Here is a 16,660-nt window from a genome sequence, read left to right on the forward strand (position 1 = left end):
GTCGGGAAATCTCGGTCAAAATCGGGCCGTGTGGCGGTGAACAGTTGTGCGCAAGGAATGATTGCGTCACGCTCCCGCCATCTCATGGTGTTTATGTTCATTGCTTGGCGCTATCGGGACAAACGTAAAATCGACCCGTAATCCATGACTAAAACGAATGAATCCGCGAACCCTCACCCCTTCCATGTCGTTGTTGCTGGCCTTTGAGGCTGCCGCACGCCATGAAAGCTACACCCGCGCTGCCCACGAACTGTCGCTGACGCAAAGCGCGGTCAGCCGTCAGGTGCAGATTCTGGAAAAGATGCTCGGCATGCGCCTGTTCAGTCGCGAGGGCCGGCAAGTGGTGCTGACCGATGTCGGGCGCATGTATCAGCGCGAACTGGCCGAAGCCCTCGGGCAGATCCGCAGCGCGACGTTGCAGGCCATGGCGTTCGGTTCCGGCATTCATAGTTTGCGTCTGGCGACGCTGCCGACCTTCGGCTCGAAATGGCTGCTGCCGCGACTCAAGGACTTCTACACCGCACATCCCGGCATGACCGTGCACTTGCATTCGCGCATCGAAGCGATCGACTTCGACACCAGCGAGATCGATGCGGCGATCTGCGTCGGTGCGGGGGATTGGCCGGGGCTGAGCGCCCTGCCCCTGCACACTGAAGAGCTGGTGGTGATTGCCAGTGCGCAGTTGTCATTGGCCGAACGCGACGAAGCCGAACAGCACATCGCCGGGCAGTTACTGCTCAATGTCAGCAGCAATGCCCAGGCCTGGGCGGAATGGTTCACGCATCATGGTTTGCCCCACCGCAGCATGCGCATCGGGCCGAGCTTTGAAATGACCTCGCACCTGATTCAGGCGGTGCGGACGAATATTGGCGTGGGGCTGGTGCCACGGATTCTGGTGGAGGATGAATTGCTTAACGGCGAGCTGCTGCAACTGGGGGAGCCGATCACCAGCCGCCGCAGCTACTACCTGGTGTATCCGCCGCGTAATGAGGCGTTGCCGTCACTGAAAGCGTTCAGGGACTGGTTGGTGGATACGCTCTGACCGCAGCCCCCACAAATGCAAAACATAACGAAACGCCGTTCGATGAGCGGCGTTCAGTCAATCCCGGTACTGGCGCTTTAGCGGTGGCGGCGCACTCGGCCCCTTGACGAGGGGCTTGGCCAGCAGCTTGCCATCCGGGCCATAAAACAGGCGCCTGACGCTGGGCGGCATGGGAGTAGGCTCTTTTGCGCTCATGATGAAACCTCTTCGACAGAACTGAATTCGACCCACTGGACTTTCGAGGAATCTATCACCAATAGTTCGGCGCCAAAAGGCAACGCCACGCCATCCTCCCCCAGCCAGCCTGGATTCAGCATGATGAACTGCCCCTCCAGCGGGCCGGAAGGCCACTCGACGGGCCAGCCGAACAATCGCCTTTCATCCGTCAAATGCAGCGTTACCAGGCGATTGTGGCGGGCAAAGGTGCTGTACCACTCGCTGGGATATGAGTTTTTATTCGTTACATTTTTACTTCGTAACCATTTGTGCAATTTGTCATTCGACGCCAGAGCACACGACAACAAGCCGAGCGCCATTGAGACCATGAACGCCCACACGGCCTGGGATTTGCCATCCCACTTTCCTACAGAAAAGCCTTTCGAGCCTACCCATAGACCAATAGCGCCGATCCCCAACACCACCCCATGAATCACAAACGTAAAGATCAACGCCTGCACAATCTGCCCAAACGTATCAGGCCGTTTGAATGAAGTGAGCGTGTAGAAAATCCAGGTAGAAACAAATCCGGGAATCAGATACTGCAACAACGGAATAACTTCTTTGACCAGATCATCCATGATCCGTGGCTCCTTGAAAGGCATGCCCCTCCGGTTACCGGGCGGCACTCAAAAGCCTAGCGCACACTGGGGATACGCCTCGTGCCGATCTGTCACAGCGCATTTCGCAAAGCAAAAAAAAGCAGAAACCATTGATCCGGTTTCTGCTTTTTGTGGGGCTGGCTTTTGCAGCGGAGGCTGGGCTTTACAGGCAGTCACGCACCGATTTGCGCAACGACCCGGACTTGGCCCATGGCGGTCCCTGATACAGGGAAACGCGGCTGCCGTCCTTGTATTTGATGATGTCGAGAATCTCGTCGGCGGTGACGAGGCTCGGCGCCTTGATCCGGTAGCCGTTGGAAATGGACGTCTGCGTGGTCTTCGGAATGTCCTGCTGCCACAACGGCAACAAGCACGCGGCATAGTCTTTAGGCGCTTTGGTGGTGGTTTTGCTGAGATTTGGCTCGCCCGGAACCAGCGATGCTGGCAATGAGCAACCCGCCAGCAATGCCAACGCCAAACTCCCGATCCATATCCGCATGGTGTTTCCCTGATCTGAAAAAAAGCGAATGTAACGTGTAACCGGTTGTACATCCATCCCGACGCCGCGCTACAAGGGCATTTGGACAAATATTTACATGCATGCAGCCCGGTGGCAGACGAGCTGCGCATCATCGAAGAAAAATGCGACTACTCTGTTCTACCGAGAATGTTCCGGAGGTGATCATGCGGCTCAATGAATACGAACACGAACTTCAGCGCGACCTGCAAGCCGTTGCATCGGATCTGAGATGGTCGGCGGTCGACCTCAAACGCATCGCCGAACAGCTGCGCAAGAGCGGCAATGAAGCGGATGCCCAGGCGGTACTCAGGTCCTGCGAGGTGCTGCAAAGTGATGAGGAACGCCTGCAGCTGTATGCCAGGGAAGTGAAGACGCGCTCCATCAGCCGGACCAAAGTCCACTGATACCACCCCCTGCCCCCAACAAAAGCCCCGGCAATCACCGGGGCTCTTTCGTTACATTTGCTTCAATTTGCAGTGTGACTTCGCGCTCGCACCGAGCGTTTTCTGTAACCCGGCAACGCAGCGGCATAGGCCAGCGCTTCCTCTCTGCTACCGAACGACGCAAGCCGATCGCCTTGAGTACAAACCCGCCACGGGCCGTTGTTCACGCTGAGTACGTCGTAGCCGTTCATGTGCATTTTGTTCAAGACCGGAATGCTCATGGGTACCTCCTTTTTGCCGACGGTGGAGTCAGCTCTGCCTTTTTAACTTACACCCGGATGCCGCAGTTGTGCCGACCGGGTGTCGCCATCGCGATGCGCCAAGGCTCTGGCACTTTCAGCCAGGCCAAACACTCAAAACCCCAAGGGAACCTTTGAATCCGGGCCCGGCTCGAATATTGCAGTTTTATTTCATTTATGTGACACGCAGTAAACAGGTAACAGATGAAAGTACGCGCCACCGTTATTTGCGAGCAGGATCGACACGTTCTCCTGGTGCGCAAACCCCGCTGCCGTTGGACATTGCCCGGCGGCAAGGTCGAGCCTGGGGAAACCAAAGCCGGGGCGGCGACGCGCGAGCTGCAGGAAGAAACGGCACTGGATGCCGAGCAGATGTTGTATCTGATGGAACTGCACAGCGGCAGCACCCAGCATCATGTCTACGAGGCGTCGGTGCTCGATCTTGAGCAGTTGCGCCCGCAAAACGAGATCACCGAATGTATCTGGCATCCGCTGGACGCGGTGCAGAATCTACCCACCAGCGAGGCGACGTTACGTATCGTGCAGGCGTTTCAACGGCGCTTGTAAGGTATCACCCGGCGAATGCCCGGCGCCCGGCGCTCATTTCCGTGCGCAACTCACCAATGAAGTTGGACAGATCGCGGATCGTCACCAGATGTTCCGGCGACACACCATTGAGCAACAACTCGACTCGCCCGGACTCAGGCTCATACACCTTGATCCGCAGCAGCCCCTGCTCCACTTGTGTGCATTCGCATTCAAGCGACGGAAAGCCGGATTCGACAATCCGGCAGATGTCGGCAATGGCTAACATGGGCGCACGCCTCGCAGGCGATGAGTCGGTCGACCGATTCAGCATAGATGAGCGATCAATAATCTGCCGCCCAAGCAAGTGCCAACCCGATCACATTTCCATCGCGGCCTCAGTGCGCGTCATGATCCCAGATCCAGTTCCACATTCCCGGCAACTGCACCGGCTGCGAACTCTGCTGAACCGTGCGCGCCAGCGCCGCTTTCTGCAGCGCCGCGTGATCATCGTAGAACGGTTTGTCCGCCAGTCTCACGCCCGTGGCGGCGGCGCTGTCGAGCAGGATCTGCAGGTACTCGCGGGTATGCCGCGCGGTGTAGCGGTTGAGGTCATGAAAGGTCACCACTACCGGAATCACCCCGTCTACGGTCGGAAATTCGCCGAGGGCAATGCGCTCGCGGACTTCCGATAGCTGGCGCAGCATATTCGCCCGACGTCGGGGACTGGCGTTGAAGCCCCAGATCTTGCCGTCATTGGCGCTCAAATCGGTCAACAACACGTGCAAGCCATGCTGCTGATACGCGGCGAAGGTGCGCTTGTCGTAATTCCAGAATGGCGGGCGCAGCAGGATCGGTGCTGCTCCGGTGATCGCGGCGATATCCGCCGTGCCGTTGCGCAACGACTGTTCCAGTTCTTGCGGATCGAGCGAGCGATGATTGGTGTGCCAATGGGTGGCGGTGTGGAATCCGAGGATGTGCCCTTCGGCGTGCTCGCGCCGCATGATGCCGCGACCAATGTCACTGTTACCGGCGCGAGGCGCGCGGGTCTGGACGAAGAACACCGCTTTGATGTCCGGTTGCACCGGGTTGACCTTGAGGCTATCGAGCACGGTCGCCGAAGGGTTCCAGAAACTCGAGGCGCTGGGGCCATCATCGAAGGTCAGCAGAAAACGCACCGGGGCCTGGGCCTTGAGCCGGGTTTCGGTTTGCGCGGTCATCTCGATCGGCGCGGCAATGCAGCCGGCCAGCCCAAGCGCGATGGCCGCTGCACAGAGAAGATTGAACGCGTATTTCATGTTTTGCCTTGCGCCTGACCGTTGCGGCCCTGTTGTCGACTGGCAAAACTCCCTCGCCCTGATCCATCCCTGCGCCCGGCTTCGCGAGCCAGGTCTGGATAGGGTACACAGGCTTTGGATCCGGCGCTCGCTCAGTCAGCCAGAGCCTGTTGAAACGAGGTATCGATAACCCCGGCGGTGGCCAGCGGCGCCGGCAGTGCCTTGACCTTGAACAGGAAGTCCGCGGTGCCTTGCAGGTCGACCGCCGCCTGCTGATCCACCGGCCCGACAGTCATGTGCGCCTGACGCAACCAGTGCCGTGAAACCTGCTGATCGAGATTGGCTTTCTTCGCCCACAGGTCCGCGTATTCGTCGGTGTGGCTGTCGACCCAGGCCCGCGCCTGTTTCAAACGCCCGAGAAAATCGGCGATCGCTGCGCGTTTGCTGTCGATCGAAGGCGCCGACGCGGCAATCGCGCTGAGGCCCGGCATCAGGTTTCTCGCGGTGAGAATCGGCCGCGCATCGGAGAACACAATTTGCTGGGAGATGTATGGTTCCCACACCGGGAAGGCGTCGATGCTGCCCTGTGGCAATGCCGCCGCCGCATCAATCGGCATCAATTTGACGAAGTCGACGTAATTTTCCGGCAGACCGCCCTGCTCCAGGGCGCGCAAGGTCAGCTGCTGGCTCCAGGCGCCGGGCCAGTAGGCGACTTTTTTGCCCTTCAGATCAGCGATGGTTTTCACCGGCGAATCTTTCGGCACCAGCAAGGCGATAGTGTCCGGGTTCTGCCGCGACACACCGATCAGTTTCACCGGCGCCTGTTTGGCGGCGAGAAACAGAAAACCCGAATCGCCAAGAAAGCCCAGATCCAGCGAGCCGGTCTGCAACGCCTCGGCCAGTGGCGCGGCGGCCTGGAAGTGCTTCCAGTCGACGCTGTAAGGCGCGTCTTTCAACACGCCGGAGGCTTCGACCGAAGCGCGGATGTTGTAGTAGTTCTGGTCACCAACATGCAGGACCAACGGCTCGGCGGCGTGGGCAAGCGGTGCGGTGAATAATGCGGTCATCAGTGTGCTGCGGAGCAAACGAGAGAGCTTCATGGGAGGTCCTGCGACGGGATTTTGCATAGACCATAACGCTGTTGATAAACCGATTTTAAATTCGATTAAGGCATAAGCTCAGCGCCCGGAATGCTCACTGTCCGCTGCGCAACAGTGCCTTGCCACAATGTTTCCCAAGCAACAGTTGAAAGGCGCTAAAACCGGGGAAAACCCAGTAAACATGGGTCGAAACGCACATGGCACAGAGCCTGCAATATTCCATTCATGCAGGACGCAGCCGATAAAAATATATTTTTGGACATAACAACCAGTGCCTTTGCCGGAGCGCCCCATGACATCGTTCTTACCGTTTACCCGCCTCAAAACGCTGCTGGTCGCCAGCGCCATGGCATTGAGCCTGCAACCGCTAGCCGAAGCCGCCGAAGCGCCGCCCGCGGAAGTCCATCTGGATTACGCCTACTACTCACCCGTGAGTCTGGTGCTCAAACATTTCGGTTTTCTTGAAAAGGCCCTGCCACAGACCAAAGTCAGTTGGGTGCTGAGCCAGGGCAGTAACCGTTCGCTGGAATATCTGAACAGCGGCGGCGTCGATTTCGCCTCCAGCGCCAGCCTCGCTGCGGTGCTGAGCCGGGCCAACGGCAGCCCGATCAAATCGGTGTACGTTTACAGCCGCGCCGAATGGACCGCGCTGGTGGTGCGCAAGGATTCGCCGTACCAGAGCGTCGCCGACCTCAAGGGCAAGAAAATCGCCGCCACCAAAGGCACCGATCCGTATCTGTTCACCCTGCGCAGCCTGCAACAGGCCGGGCTGAAGAAAGACGACGTGGAACTGGTGCACCTGCAACATCCGGACGGGCGCACCGCGCTGGAAAAAGGCGATGTCGACGCCTGGGCCGGACTCGATCCGCACATGGCCGCCAGTCAGGTGCAAGCCGGTTCGCGTCTGCTGTATCGCAACCCGGCGTTCAACAGCTACGGCGTGGTCAGCGTCACCGAGCAGTACGCCAAGGAGCATCCGCAAACCATCGATACCGTGATCAAAGCCTACGAGCAGGCGCGCGAATGGGCGCTGAAAAATCCCGACGAGTTCGCTGCCCTGCTTGCCAAGGAATCCGGTCTGCCGCTGGACGTGGCCAAACTGCAGTTGTCGCGCACCGACCTGAGCAGTCCGCAACTGACCGCCAACGACGTGCAAGCGTCGAAAGCCGCAGCACCGATTCTGGTCTCCGAGGAACTGGTGCGGCGTGGAGTGAATGTTGATCAAGTCATCGATCAGTTGCTCGACAGCGGCGTGCAGCAAGCTGTCGCCCGCCAGTAACCGACCAGACTCACAGCCCATCCGCGCCCGACGCGGATTCGCTGTGAGCGGAGCCCACGTATGAGCACTCGCAGTAACGAACTGCCCGCGCCGCCTCGCAGCTTGTCGAAGCCGCGTCCTTCATCTCTCAACCCGACATGGCGCCGGCGCCTGAAAGGTCTGGCCCTGCCGCTGCTGATCGTGGTCGCCCTGGAGTTCATCGTGCGTCTCGGCTGGCTGCCGTCCTATCAAATGCCTGCTCCGAGCGAGATCGCCCTGACCCTCACCGACCTCGCCGAAGGCGCCCTGTGGAAACACATCAGCGCCAGCCTGTTGCGGGTGTTGCTCGGTTTTGCAATTGGCGCCAGCCTGGCGCTGGTGTTCGCCGCGTGGGTCGGGCTCAGTCGTGATGCCGAAGCGTATCTGGAACCGACATTCGCCGCGCTGCGTTCGATTCCGAGTCTGGCCTGGGTGCCGCTGTTGCTGCTGTGGCTCGGCATCGATGAAACCTCGAAGATCGTGCTGATCGCCATCGGCGCGTTTTTTCCGGTGTACGTCAACGTGGTCGCGGCGATTCGCAACATCGATCGCAAACTGGTCGAGGTCGGGCGCATCTATGGCTTCAGCCGCTGGCAACTGGTGCGGCGGATTCTGCTGCCCGCCGCTCTGCCCGGCCTGTTCACCGGACTGCGCAGCGGCATGAGTCTGGCGTGGATGTTTCTGGTGGCCGCCGAGCTGATCGCCGCGACCAAGGGCCTCGGTTATCTGCTCAGCGACGGCCGCGAAACCTCGCGACCGGACATCGTGCTGGCGGCGATCATCGTGCTCGCCTTGCTCGGCAAACTCAGCGACGGTTTGCTCGCAGTGCTGGAACGCCGCTGGCTGGTCTGGCGCGACACGTTCACCGGTCAGGAGGCGCAGGATTGATTGGCCAGAGCCAACTATGCTGAAAGCGTCCAACCGGAGATTCGGCGCATGTGCGGAAGACTCTCGCAGTACCGCGGCATTCACGACTTTGTCGCGGTGCTGAGCATTCCCGATGCGCTGATCAATCACGTCGGCGACGCTGCGCTGGAGCGATACAACGCGGCGCCGACCACGTCACTCGCGGTGCTCCATCAACATGATCAACGCCTGTATGCCGACAACCTGCGCTGGGGCTGGCGCCCGCACTGGGCCAAAGACCGCGCGGCGCCGATCAACGCGCGCGTGGAGAAAGTCGCCCATGGGCCGTTCTTCCGGGCGATCTGGCGTCATCGGTTGATCGTGCCGGTCGACAACTGGTTCGAATGGGTCGACGGCCCGGATAAAACCCGACAACCGTGGCTGATCCGTCGTGCCGATCACGGGCCGCTTTTCTGTGCCGCCATCGGACAATTTCCGACACCCGGCAGCGATGGCCGGGAAGACGATGGATTCGTGATCATCACCGCCGACAGCGTCGGCGGCCTGCTCGATATCCATGATCGAAGACCCGTGATATTTCGCGCTGACATGGCTGCCGAGTGGCTCGACAGCGCCACGCCTGTTGAACGCGCCGAACAGATGCTGCTGTTTGAAGGCGAACCCAGTGATGCCTTCGCCTGGCACAAGGTTGGCAAAGCCGTCGGCAATTCACGCAATCAGGGTGCCGGACTGATTGACGAAGTGGCTTAAAGATCCGTGATCTCACGCGTTTACCCTGTAGGAGCTGCCGCAGGTGATAACAGGTGACACTCGATCTTTACAGTGAGTGTTTCATCGCTGAGACAGCCCGGAAAAAACAGTCGTTTGAGCGAACCAACCGCCTGTCTGACATTTCAACCGTCATACATACATTTACATGCACTACGGATAGCATGCGCGCCGCATTTCCATTTGGCATACCAGTTGACCAAAGAGTCATCAAAACCAGGAATCCCCTACAACTTTAACAAGCCTTGCAGAGAACTAAGTTGCGCGACGATTTTGCAATCAAACAGGCCAACGGCCTGGAGTGTATTTATCTGTCCATGACAGAACGCTTTCAACTCGACTGTTTTATCGGCCACTACATCAAGACCCGAAACCTGCGTTCAGTGCCGGACATCGAACGCATCCTGCGCACGACTCTCGAAGGCTATCCCGGGCACCCACCGGTGATGGTCAACGAACTCAATGCGTGGATCGACAAGACCCTGGGCTATCGGGCGTCACATCCGGACTTCCCGCACCTGGAAGACCTCTGAAAAAAAGAAGCCCCGCTGCTGCGGGGCTTCTTGCATGTTGTCAGAGTTTCACGTCAGGCCCGGTGAGTTCCTTGCCATCGTCGTGCTTCCACGTCTGTTCCTTGCGTTTCTCGCGCTCGATTTCTTCTTCGCTGGGCTCGTCTACTTCTTCGTCTTCATCGGGACGCTTTTGCTCGGTCGTCATGTGCACCTCGCCTTGTCGAAAATAGTCATCCAACAAGCGTAGAACAGTTTTTTCCTGGCAACTTACAACCACCAGCGCAGCAAAAAGAAAAACGCCATGCTCAAAAGCATGCTGAGCAAGGTATTGCGGGTGTACAGCACCAGCCCGATCGCTACGAGCGAACTCAGCAAATACGGATTATCCCACTGTAAATTCAACTGTTTGTCCGGCATGAACACGATCGGCCCGCAAATCGCCGTGAGCATGCCCGGTACGGCAAACCCGAGAAACTGCCGAGCATTACTGCTCAAACGCAGCGGCAGGCGCGGTTCAAGAAACACGTAACGGTTGAGGAACACCAGAATCCCCATGCCGAAAATCACTGCCCAGACCATCATGCGCGCCCCCGATACAACTTGTTGCAGACAAATCCTGCGGTCATCCCGGCCAGCCCCGACAACACCAGTGCCGAGCCCCACTGCCAATAACTGAACAGCACCGAGCAGAACAGCGACACCCCCACGCACACCACGGTCGGCACGTTACGCACCACCGGGGTGATCAATGCAATGAAAGTGGCGGCAATCGAGAAGTCCAGCCCCAGGTGCTCAAGCCCCGGAATGCTGCTGCCCAAGACGATGCCGGCCAGGGTGAACAGGTTCCAGGCGATATAGAACGTCAGGCCGACGCCCAAGGCGAACCAGCGGTTGAACTGCTGACGGTCATGCTGACTGGTCAGGGCGAACAGTTCATCGGTGAGCAAAAAGCCCAGGCCGATGCGCCAGCGCCCGGGCAGCGGCGAGATTACAGAGCGCATGCTCATCCCATATAACAGGTGCTGCGAGGTCAGCAGCAGCGTGGTCAACAGGATCGAGAAAATCCCGGCACCGCCCTTGAGCATGCCGATCGCCACCAGTTGCGCTGCTCCTGCAAACACGATGGTGGACAGGCCCTGCCCCTGTAACGGCGTGAGGTTGGCTTCGATCGCCATGGAGCCGGCCAGCAGCCCCCACGGCGCCGTCGCCAGTGATAACGGCATGATCGCCGCAGCGCCGCGAAGAAACGCACGGCGCGGCATAAGTGAGTCAGACATAACGCTCTTCAACCGAGGAAACGGTCGCAGACTCTGCCAGCAATTGGCCTTTCATGGCTTGAACAATCTTGCGCACTTGCGCTAAATCGCAGCGCCCCGGCGTCGCTGTCGGCGTACCATGGAGGCCTTCACAACCACGTCAGGGAGACGACATGCTGTACCGAATCGCAGCCGACGGGCTGGTGCTGTTCCATCTGTCATTCATTCTGTTTGTGCTGTTCGGCGGGCTGCTGGTGCTCAAGTGGCCACGCCTGATGTGGCTGCATCTGCCGGCGGCTGCATGGGGCGTGGCGGTCGAGGTGTTGCACCTGACTTGTCCGTTGACCTACTGGGAAAACCTGATGCGCCACGCCGCCGGGCAGACCGAATACGCCGGCGGCTTCATCGAGCACTACATCTGGCCGATCATCTACCCCGCAGGTCTGACGCCGCAGATCCAGTTGGCGCTGGGCAGCGTGGTGCTGGTGATCAACCTGCTGGTCTATGCACGCCTGATCCGTGCGTGGAAACTGCGCCGCGCCATCCGTATTCCGTTTTAACGCGCGGCGGGTTTCAAGGCTTGCAGCCAGGCCGGATCCAGGCGCTTCTGGTCGATCTCCAGACCCAGCGCCTGCATCCGCTCTTTGTGCGCTTCGACTTCCCGGTGCAACTGCGCATGATCGCTGGAGTTACCGTCCAGTTCGTGCATCTGGGTCAGCCCCAGATGATAGAAGCGCAAGACTTTCATCGCGGTCGGATCGTTCTGTTCCACCGCAGCGGTCACCTGATGCATCACGTTGGTGACGCTCATCAGGCTGCGCTTGAGCCGCCAGCTATAAACCGCCGGGGCCATCCACGCCTGCTGCCAGAACTGCCCGCGCATCAGCGCCGCTGTCAGCAGGAAAGCCACGAACACCCCTCCGACATTGAACCGCAGGTTATCGCCGCCGGGCTCGCCGAACAGCGCCACTGCCGCCGTCGAAAGCACCATCGCCAGCACCAGGAACAGCACGGCAATGATCAACGTGCTGCGGCGCGTCTGCTGGCGAAACGTTGCTGGGTCCATCGGCTGGATCTCGAACATCAGGCATGACTTCCTTGAGCGATAAAAAGGGCAACGGAAAAAACTCGCTGCGCATTATCGCCTCTCTCGGGGATTTAGCTATGCTGGGGGCCCTTTTCAACTTTTCAGCGTCCAACGGGGACATGGCGGTACAGCGCAGATCGTGCCATCTTCATTCATGGATACACACTATTCGGATGCCATTTGCCTGCCATTGGAATGACATCGTTTTAAGGATCATTGCATGACCCAACGACACGTAATCAACGCCTCGGTCAGCCCGAAAGGCAGCCTGGAAACCCTTTCTCAACGTGAAGTTCAGCAACTGAGCGAAGCCGGCTCCGGCAGCACCTACACCCTCTTCCGCCAGTGCGCCCTGGCCATCCTCAATACCGGCGCGCATGTCGACAACGCCAAGACCATCCTCGAAGCCTACAAGGACTTCGAAATCCGCATTCACCAGCAGGATCGCGGCGTGCGCCTCGAACTGCTGAACGCCCCGGCCGACGCGTTCGTCGACGGCGAAATGATCGCCAGCACCCGGGAAATGCTGTTCAGCGCCCTGCGTGACATCGTCTACACCGAAAACGAACTCGACAGCCAACGCATCGACCTCAGTACCTCGCAAGGCATCAGCGACTACGTGTTCCACCTGCTGCGCAACGCGCGCACCTTGCGTCCGGGTGTGGAACCGAAAATCGTCGTGTGCTGGGGCGGTCACTCGATCAACACCGAAGAATACAAATACACCAAGAAAGTCGGCCACGAACTGGGCCTGCGCAGCCTCGACATCTGCACCGGTTGCGGCCCCGGTGTGATGAAAGGCCCGATGAAGGGCGCGACCATCGCCCACGCCAAGCAGCGCATCCATGGCGGGCGCTACCTCGGCCTGACCGAGCCGGGGATCATCGCCGCCGAGGCGCCGAACCCGATCGTCAATGAGCTGGTGATCCTGCCGGACATCGAAAAACGTCTGGAAGCGTTCGTGCGTGTTGGCCACGGCATCATCATCTTCCCGGGCGGCGCCGGCACCGCCGAAGAGTTCCTGTACCTGCTGGGCATCCTGATGCACCCGGACAACGCCGGCCTGCCGTTCCCGGTGATCCTGACCGGGCCGAAACATGCCGCGCCGTATCTGGAGCAACTCGACGCGTTCGTCACCGCCACCCTCGGCGATGCGGCGAAGCAGCACTACGAGATCATCATCGACGACCCGGCCGAAGTCGCGCGGCAGATGACCGCCGGCCTCAAAGCGGTGAAGCAGTTCCGCCGCGAGCGCAACGACGCGTTCCACTTCAACTGGCTGCTGAAGATCGACGAAAGCTTCCAGCGCCCGTTCGATCCGACCCACGAGAACATGGCCAACCTCAAGCTGCACCGCGACCAGCCGCCCCACGAACTGGCGGCCAACCTGCGCCGCGCGTTCTCCGGGATCGTCGCCGGCAACGTCAAGGACAAGGGCATCCGCTTGATCGAAGAGCACGGGCCGTACCAGATCCGTGGTGACGCGGCGATCATGCAACCGCTCGATGCGCTGCTCAAAGCCTTCGTCGCCCAGCACCGGATGAAACTGCCGGGCGGCGCGGCGTATGTGCCGTGCTATCGCGTGGTGGCGTAACTCTCCCGGCCCCCCAATGTGGGAGCGGGCTTGCTCGCGAAAGCGGTGTGTCAGGCAACATTGATGTTGACTGAAACGACCTCTTCGCGAGCAAGCCCGCTCCCACAGGTTCTGGTGTGTGGCGCAGAGGGTATTGCCAAGCGGAGTCCCCTTTGGGAGCGAGCCTGATCGCGAAAGACCACCCTCAACCTTATCCCGCCAATCGCGCCGCCAATGCTTTGGCCTGCAACGCCACATCCGTCACCGCCGTGCTCTCCCACCACATCCCGCGCAGCGGTGGCCCCATCGCGAACAATCGGCTGCCGGCCCGCCCTTCAGCGTCCAGCACCGCACCGTCCACCGCCGCCGCAATCCCCAACGCCAACGGCCCCGGACGCACCAGCCCACGCGCCAGCAACTGCTGCGGCAGCGGGCGCGCGACGCGGCGCCAGTCGTACTCGATGCCACTGGAATTGATCAGCGCTGCACCTTGCACCACACAGGTTTGCGCCTCGCCGCGACGCCGAATTCGAATGCTCACACCCTCGCCCGTCATCGGCTCAAGCCCTTTGAACGACGCCGCCTGAATCCGCAACCGTCCTTCGTTGTGCAAGCGCTCAACCAATGCTGCACTCAGCGGCGGCGACCGGTGATGATGACTCTCCCACCACGGCCGCACATGGCGTACGAATTGTCGACGCTGCACGTCAGTCGCCTGACTCCACAGCCGTCCGATATGGGCCCGCACCGTGTCCAGCGGCGCCTGCCAATCGATGCCCTGAGCGATCGCCTCGCGGCAATGCCGGCGCAGCTCGCGCAACAACTGTCGAGGTGTGCGAATGCTCTGATCTTCGGCAAGAAAATCCACCCACGCCGGCGGTTGCCGACGCACATGGGGCAACAGTCCGTGACGGGAAAACACTTCGATCGGCCCGCGATGCCCGGCTTGTTCCAGCGAAACCACCGCATCGACCATGGTCAGGCCGGAGCCGATGATCAGCACAGTCGACTGCGGATCGAGCTGACGCATGGCGGCGACATCCCACGGATCAAGCGCTGCGGCGTTCAGGCCGCTGGACTCCTTCTGCGGCGTGCGCGCGGCGGGGAACATGCCCGTGGCGAGCACGGCGTAGGCACCGCGCAGAGTCTGCCCATTGCTCAAACTCAGTTGCACCGAATCGGCCTCGCTTTGCAGATCGACGACTTCGGCGCAGATGTGCTCGACCGTCGAACCGTGCTGCGCACCAACGACCCGCGCTTCGGCCAGACGCTGCTGTACATACACGCCAAACAATCCGCGTGGCGGGAACAGCTCACTGATCGGCACATTCTGCTCGGCAGATTCCGGCCAGCCACCGGCAGCGATGTGCGCGGTCAGCCATTGAGTCAGGTCATCGGGGTTATCGGGGTCGACACTCATTCGCGCCGCATTGCCGTTGAGCGTGTGGCCCAGTTCGACGGCGCTGTAAGCTTCACCGCGACCGAGTTCGGCGCGCGGTTCGATGATCAGGATCCGACGCTGGCCGGGCAGTCGCAGCAATTGCACGGCCAGCATCGTGCCGCTGAGGCCACCGCCGATGATCAGGATGTCTGCGTTCTGGCTCATTCAAATCACCACATTGCGCACAAAGCGCACCGCCACCGGCCCGTCATTGCGATAGCCGTGGGGCTGGTTGCTGGCAAACATGAAAAACTCGCCGGTCGCAATGGTATTGGTCACATCCCCCACCGTTAACGTCAGGCTACCTTCGAACACATAAATCTGCTCGCTCCAGCCATCGGCATCCGGTTGTGAGGGATAGACCTCGCCCGGCTGCAGGCACCATTCCCACTGTTCGACTTCACGGGTGGCGGAGGCCTTGGAAAGCAGCACCGCTTTGCTTCCGGGAATGGAGCCTGCCCATGCTACTTCGTTGATGCGGCTCGGGTCGCGCGCGTCGGGGGCCTGGATCAGGTCGCTGAAGGCCACGTCGAGCGCGTCGGCAACGCGATCGAGGGTGGTCAGGCTGACATTCTTTTCCCCGGCCTCGATCGCCACCAGCATGCGCCGACTGACGCCGGACTTTTCCGCCAGCGCGGTCTGGCTCATGTCGGCAGCGTGGCGCAGGCGCCGGACGTTGTGACTGACGTGTTGCAGGACGGACGCCCGTTGGCTGGAATCTTTGTGCACTATATTGCTCACTCGGTGGGGTTGGGCAGTATACTGCGCAACGTTGGGCGCATTGTGCGTCCTGCCTTTTATAGTGCGCAAGGACATGACGTCAGTGAACAGCTCCCCCACGCCTCTTCGCTTCTCCCGTTTCAGCAAGGCCGAGTGCGTGCTGGTGCTGATCACCATGGTCTGGGGCGGTACGTTTCTGCTGGTGCAACACGCCATGACCGTCAGTGGGCCGATGTTCTTTGTCGGCCTGCGCTTTGCCGCTGCGGCCGCCATTGTCGCGCTGTTCTCCTGGCGCCACTTGCGTGAACTGACCCTGTTCGAGATCAAGGCCGGATCGTTCATCGGCGTGGCGATCATGCTCGGTTATGGCTTGCAGACGGTTGGTCTGCAAACGATCCCGAGCAGTCAGTCGGCATTCATCACCGCACTGTACGTGCCCTTCGTGCCGTTGCTGCAATGGCTGGTGCTGGGCCGTCGCCCAGGGCTGATGCCGAGCATTGGCATCATGCTGGCGTTTACCGGTCTGATGCTGTTGTCCGGGCCGTCCGGCGCTTCGCTGAATTTTAGCCCAGGGGAGATTGCCACCCTGATCAGTGCCATCGCGATCGCCGCCGAGATCATTCTGATCAGCACCTATGCCGGTCAGGTCGATGTGCGCCGGGTGACCGTGGTGCAATTGGCGATGACGTCGGTGCTGTCGTTCCTGCTGGTGGTGCCAACCGGTGAAGCGCTTCCGGATTTTTCCTGGACGCTGCTGGTGACCGCACTGGGACTCGGCGCGGCGAGTGCGGCGATTCAGGTGGCGATGAACTGGGCGCAGAAAAGCGTTTCGCCGACCCGGGCAACCTTGATCTATGCCGGTGAGCCGGTGTGGGCCGGTATCGTCGGGCGGATTGCCGGGGAGCGCTTGCCGGCGATTGCCTTGGTGGGCGCAGGGTTGATCGTGGCGGCGGTGATTGTCAGCGAGCTGAAGACCAAGGGTAAGGTTGTCGAAGACGACGCTGAGCTGGAGCGGGAGCCCCAAGGTTAATCCGCAATATCTTTAGTGCCTGAACCGTAGCTATCGCGAGCAGGCTCACTCCTACAATTGAAATGCGTTTCCCCTGTAGGAGTGAGCCTGCTCGCGATGAGGCCATTCCAAGCAATATCCATCTACCTGAAACAATGCCAAACAG

Annotated in this window: 22 protein-coding genes; 10 read left to right on the forward strand and 12 right to left on the reverse strand. The window is 60.2% G+C overall.

What is annotated here, in order from left to right; translation table 11 throughout:
* Positions 1 to 157: 157 nt before the first annotated feature.
* Positions 158 to 1,042 carry a LysR substrate-binding domain-containing protein gene (locus tag V3W27_RS06125; protein WP_247268949.1) on the forward strand — a complete coding sequence of 295 codons (885 nt, stop codon included), beginning with the start codon at positions 158 to 160 and terminating at the stop codon, positions 1,040 to 1,042.
* Between the two features lie 191 nt (positions 1,043 to 1,233).
* Here V3W27_RS06125 and V3W27_RS06130 read toward each other — a convergent pair whose 3' ends face one another.
* Positions 1,234 to 1,839, reverse strand: a complete 606-nt coding sequence (locus V3W27_RS06130) for a DUF6338 family protein (protein ID WP_097090321.1) — start codon at positions 1,837 to 1,839, stop codon at positions 1,234 to 1,236.
* 184 nt (positions 1,840 to 2,023) lie between these two features.
* Positions 2,024 to 2,359, reverse strand: coding sequence for a hypothetical protein (locus V3W27_RS06135; RefSeq protein WP_003225912.1), 336 nt, complete (start codon positions 2,357 to 2,359; stop codon positions 2,024 to 2,026).
* A gap of 185 nt (positions 2,360 to 2,544) precedes the next feature.
* Between V3W27_RS06135 and V3W27_RS06140 the strand changes: the two genes are divergently transcribed.
* The gene (locus V3W27_RS06140; protein WP_027612987.1) at positions 2,545 to 2,784 is read left to right on the forward strand and encodes a hypothetical protein; all 240 of its coding nucleotides are present in this window, start codon (positions 2,545 to 2,547) and stop codon (positions 2,782 to 2,784) included.
* Positions 2,785 to 2,846: 62 nt separating this feature from the next.
* Here the strand turns inward: V3W27_RS06140 and V3W27_RS06145 are convergent, their stop codons facing one another.
* On the reverse strand, positions 2,847 to 3,044 hold the full coding sequence (locus V3W27_RS06145; protein ID WP_330206191.1) for a DUF2188 domain-containing protein: 198 nt from the start codon (positions 3,042 to 3,044) through the stop codon (positions 2,847 to 2,849).
* Positions 3,045 to 3,266: 222 nt separating this feature from the next.
* Here V3W27_RS06145 and V3W27_RS06150 point away from each other — a divergent pair, with 222 nt between their 5' ends.
* The gene (locus tag V3W27_RS06150) at positions 3,267 to 3,629 is read left to right on the forward strand and encodes an NUDIX hydrolase (RefSeq protein WP_096796396.1); all 363 of its coding nucleotides are present in this window, start codon (positions 3,267 to 3,269) and stop codon (positions 3,627 to 3,629) included.
* A gap of 4 nt (positions 3,630 to 3,633) precedes the next feature.
* On the opposite strand, the gene V3W27_RS06155 is transcribed toward V3W27_RS06150, so the two are convergent.
* From V3W27_RS06155 to V3W27_RS06165, 3 genes are all read right to left on the reverse strand, one after another.
* The gene (locus V3W27_RS06155; protein ID WP_097090319.1) at positions 3,634 to 3,876 is read right to left on the reverse strand and encodes a DUF1652 domain-containing protein; all 243 of its coding nucleotides are present in this window, start codon (positions 3,874 to 3,876) and stop codon (positions 3,634 to 3,636) included.
* A 109-nt stretch (positions 3,877 to 3,985) separates the two neighbouring features.
* A complete protein-coding gene (locus tag V3W27_RS06160; RefSeq protein ID WP_330206192.1) occupies positions 3,986 to 4,885 on the reverse strand; it encodes a polysaccharide deacetylase family protein in 900 nt (299 codons plus the stop codon).
* Positions 4,886 to 5,016: 131 nt separating this feature from the next.
* On the reverse strand, positions 5,017 to 5,964 hold the full coding sequence (locus tag V3W27_RS06165; protein WP_330206193.1) for an ABC transporter substrate-binding protein: 948 nt from the start codon (positions 5,962 to 5,964) through the stop codon (positions 5,017 to 5,019).
* Between the two features lie 292 nt (positions 5,965 to 6,256).
* On the opposite strand from V3W27_RS06165, the gene V3W27_RS06170 reads away from it, so the two are divergent.
* From V3W27_RS06170 to V3W27_RS06185, 4 genes are all read left to right on the forward strand, one after another.
* Complete coding sequence (locus V3W27_RS06170; protein ID WP_330206194.1) at positions 6,257 to 7,243, forward strand: aliphatic sulfonate ABC transporter substrate-binding protein; 987 nt, start codon at positions 6,257 to 6,259, stop codon at positions 7,241 to 7,243.
* A gap of 60 nt (positions 7,244 to 7,303) precedes the next feature.
* Positions 7,304 to 8,149: an ABC transporter permease gene (locus V3W27_RS06175; RefSeq protein ID WP_330206195.1), complete on the forward strand. Its 846-nt coding sequence runs from the start codon at positions 7,304 to 7,306 to the stop codon at positions 8,147 to 8,149.
* Positions 8,150 to 8,197: 48 nt separating this feature from the next.
* Positions 8,198 to 8,878 carry an SOS response-associated peptidase gene (locus V3W27_RS06180; protein ID WP_330206196.1) on the forward strand — a complete coding sequence of 227 codons (681 nt, stop codon included), beginning with the start codon at positions 8,198 to 8,200 and terminating at the stop codon, positions 8,876 to 8,878.
* Positions 8,879 to 9,156: 278 nt separating this feature from the next.
* On the forward strand, positions 9,157 to 9,429 hold the full coding sequence (locus tag V3W27_RS06185; protein WP_047294946.1) for a hypothetical protein: 273 nt from the start codon (positions 9,157 to 9,159) through the stop codon (positions 9,427 to 9,429).
* 40 nt (positions 9,430 to 9,469) lie between these two features.
* Here the strand turns inward: V3W27_RS06185 and V3W27_RS06190 are convergent, their stop codons facing one another.
* The 3 genes from V3W27_RS06190 to V3W27_RS06200 form a co-directional block, all read right to left on the reverse strand.
* A complete protein-coding gene (locus tag V3W27_RS06190) occupies positions 9,470 to 9,613 on the reverse strand; it encodes a hypothetical protein (protein WP_178085259.1) in 144 nt (47 codons plus the stop codon).
* Between the two features lie 62 nt (positions 9,614 to 9,675).
* Entirely contained in the window at positions 9,676 to 9,987 is a 312-nt protein-coding gene (locus tag V3W27_RS06195; RefSeq protein WP_166497451.1) for an AzlD domain-containing protein, read from the reverse strand.
* Entirely contained in the window at positions 9,987 to 10,685 is a 699-nt protein-coding gene (locus tag V3W27_RS06200; protein ID WP_330206197.1) for an AzlC family ABC transporter permease, read from the reverse strand. The genes V3W27_RS06195 and V3W27_RS06200 overlap by 1 nt, the downstream gene beginning before the upstream one ends.
* A 152-nt stretch (positions 10,686 to 10,837) precedes the next feature.
* Between V3W27_RS06200 and V3W27_RS06205 the strand changes: the two genes are divergently transcribed.
* Entirely contained in the window at positions 10,838 to 11,224 is a 387-nt protein-coding gene (locus V3W27_RS06205) for a DUF2784 domain-containing protein (protein WP_330206198.1), read from the forward strand.
* Here the strand turns inward: V3W27_RS06205 and V3W27_RS06210 are convergent.
* The gene (locus V3W27_RS06210; protein ID WP_225135406.1) at positions 11,221 to 11,748 is read right to left on the reverse strand and encodes a DUF3087 domain-containing protein; all 528 of its coding nucleotides are present in this window, start codon (positions 11,746 to 11,748) and stop codon (positions 11,221 to 11,223) included. The two genes, V3W27_RS06205 and V3W27_RS06210, sit on opposite strands and share 4 nt — an antisense overlap.
* A gap of 223 nt (positions 11,749 to 11,971) precedes the next feature.
* Here V3W27_RS06210 and ppnN point away from each other — a divergent pair, with 223 nt between their 5' ends.
* Positions 11,972 to 13,345 carry a nucleotide 5'-monophosphate nucleosidase PpnN gene (gene ppnN / locus V3W27_RS06215; protein WP_027612974.1) on the forward strand — a complete coding sequence of 458 codons (1,374 nt, stop codon included), beginning with the start codon at positions 11,972 to 11,974 and terminating at the stop codon, positions 13,343 to 13,345.
* Between the two features lie 190 nt (positions 13,346 to 13,535).
* Here the strand turns inward: ppnN and V3W27_RS06225 are convergent, their stop codons facing one another.
* Both V3W27_RS06225 and V3W27_RS06230 read right to left on the reverse strand, forming a co-directional pair.
* Positions 13,536 to 14,930, reverse strand: a complete 1,395-nt coding sequence (locus V3W27_RS06225; protein ID WP_330206199.1) for an FAD/NAD(P)-binding protein — start codon at positions 14,928 to 14,930, stop codon at positions 13,536 to 13,538.
* A complete protein-coding gene (locus tag V3W27_RS06230; protein ID WP_330206200.1) occupies positions 14,931 to 15,494 on the reverse strand; it encodes a helix-turn-helix domain-containing protein in 564 nt (187 codons plus the stop codon).
* A gap of 85 nt (positions 15,495 to 15,579) precedes the next feature.
* Between V3W27_RS06230 and V3W27_RS06235 the strand changes: the two genes are divergently transcribed.
* Positions 15,580 to 16,515: a DMT family transporter gene (locus V3W27_RS06235; protein WP_330206201.1), complete on the forward strand. Its 936-nt coding sequence runs from the start codon at positions 15,580 to 15,582 to the stop codon at positions 16,513 to 16,515.
* Positions 16,516 to 16,660 lie beyond the last annotated feature (145 nt).

This window comes from Pseudomonas sp. AM14(2022) (assembly GCF_036346455.1).
Lineage (GTDB): Bacteria > Pseudomonadota > Gammaproteobacteria > Pseudomonadales > Pseudomonadaceae > Aquipseudomonas > Aquipseudomonas putida_A.